The sequence below is a fragment of the Paenibacillus antri genome (assembly GCF_005765165.1).
Taxonomy (GTDB): Bacteria; Bacillota; Bacilli; order Paenibacillales; family YIM-B00363; genus Paenibacillus_AE; species Paenibacillus_AE antri.
Window position 1 is genome coordinate 1 of the sequence record NZ_VCIW01000051.1, and the last position, 1,447, is coordinate 1,447.

A 1,447-nucleotide genomic window follows, 5' to 3' on the forward strand; every position below is an offset into this window, starting at 1 on the left:
TGAACTGTGACCCGTAAGATGGACACTTTGAAAAAAGTGACCCTCTTACGGGTCATTTGTGTTTTAATCAGACTACACGAGGATGCGGGGCTGACACCATGATAAAATCGAGAATAAAGTTTTCAACGCAAGACATACGGCAATTACAGGGAAACCCTAATGTTCAACAGATCTCTGAGAAGAGCATTACATACTCACCTGTTTTTAAGTTGGCCGCCGTAATGGCATATAACGACGGAGCGGCACCCATGGAGATATTCATTAATGGCGGGTTCGACACTGTTGTAATTGGCCCTAAAACGCCGAAATGGTGCTTGAAACGTTGGCGTACCGCTTACGCGAAATACGGGGAGGAAGGGCTGCTGGAAGAGCGTAGAGGGAAGGGTTCCATTGGGAGGAAGCCTGCTGGTGAGCTATCGGTGGAGGAAAAGCTAAAGAAGGCCGAAGCAAAAATCAAACTTCTTGAAGCGGAGAATGAGTTGCTAAAAAAGCTCGAAGCGCTCGAAAGAAGAAATCATAGCACACTCTCCTCTTCCGAGCGCTTCCAACTCATTAAGCAGGTTCTTCAGAAATATCGATTGAAGGGCATGACGAGGTATCTGTGCCGGCTTGCAGAGGTGAGCAGAAGCGGATACTATCGTTGGTTATTAGCCGAGGAGCACAGGCAGCAGCAGGACCATACTGATGAACGGGACTTCCAACTCATTAAGTCCCACTTTGATTTTCTGGATGGCAAAGCAGGCGCTCTGGTTATTAAAATGCGCTTGGAGAGAATCGATGGTATTGTAATGAATCATAAGAAGATCCGCCGACTAATGCGTAAATATCGCCTTGTTGCAAAAGTTCGTCAATTAAATCCTTACCGTAAGATGGCGAAGGCAACGCATGAACACTCCACTTGCCCGAATTCGTTGGATCGCTGTTTTGATCAAGGTGAGCCTCAAAAGGTCCTTCTAACGGATATAACCTACATGCGGTACGGTAGGGGCCAGTGGGCGTATCTTTCCTGTGTAAAGGATGGGGCAACGAAGGAGATCCTGGCTCACTACCTCTCCACTTCACTTGATCTATCAATTGTGGAGAGAACTTTGGACCTTCTTTGTGATCGTCTCTCAGGCAATATACATCCTGAAGCAATTTTCCATTCTGATCAAGGGATGCATTATACACACCCCAGGATCAGAAATCTAATTAAGAAGAATGGTTTTAAACAATCCATGTCTCGTAAGGGGAACTGTTGGGATAACGCACCGATGGAATCATTTTTTGGTCATTTAAAAGATGAACTTGATTACCAACATTGCAATTCGATCGAGGAACTACGCTTACTTGTAGATCAATACATCTCGTATTACAATACGGGGCGCTACCAATGGTCATTAAAAAAGATGACCCCCAATGAATACAGGAGTCATCTTTTGGCGGCTTAGCCGCCGAGGGCTTTCTT

At 45.5% G+C, this 1,447-nt stretch carries 1 protein-coding gene; it reads left to right on the forward strand.

Features of this window, described 5'->3' with window-relative positions:
- Positions 1–248 precede the first annotated feature (248 nt).
- Complete coding sequence (locus tag FE782_RS31935) at positions 249–1,430, forward strand: IS3 family transposase (RefSeq protein WP_238392740.1); 1,182 nt, start codon at positions 249–251, stop codon at positions 1,428–1,430.
- Positions 1,431–1,447: the final 17 nt, after the last annotated feature.

What these genes read in the sequence shown, in the direction of transcription:
- FE782_RS31935 (WP_238392740.1), top strand. Translation starts at nt 249, where the DNA reads ATGGAGATATTCATTAATGGCGGGTTCGACACTGTTGTAATTGGCCCT.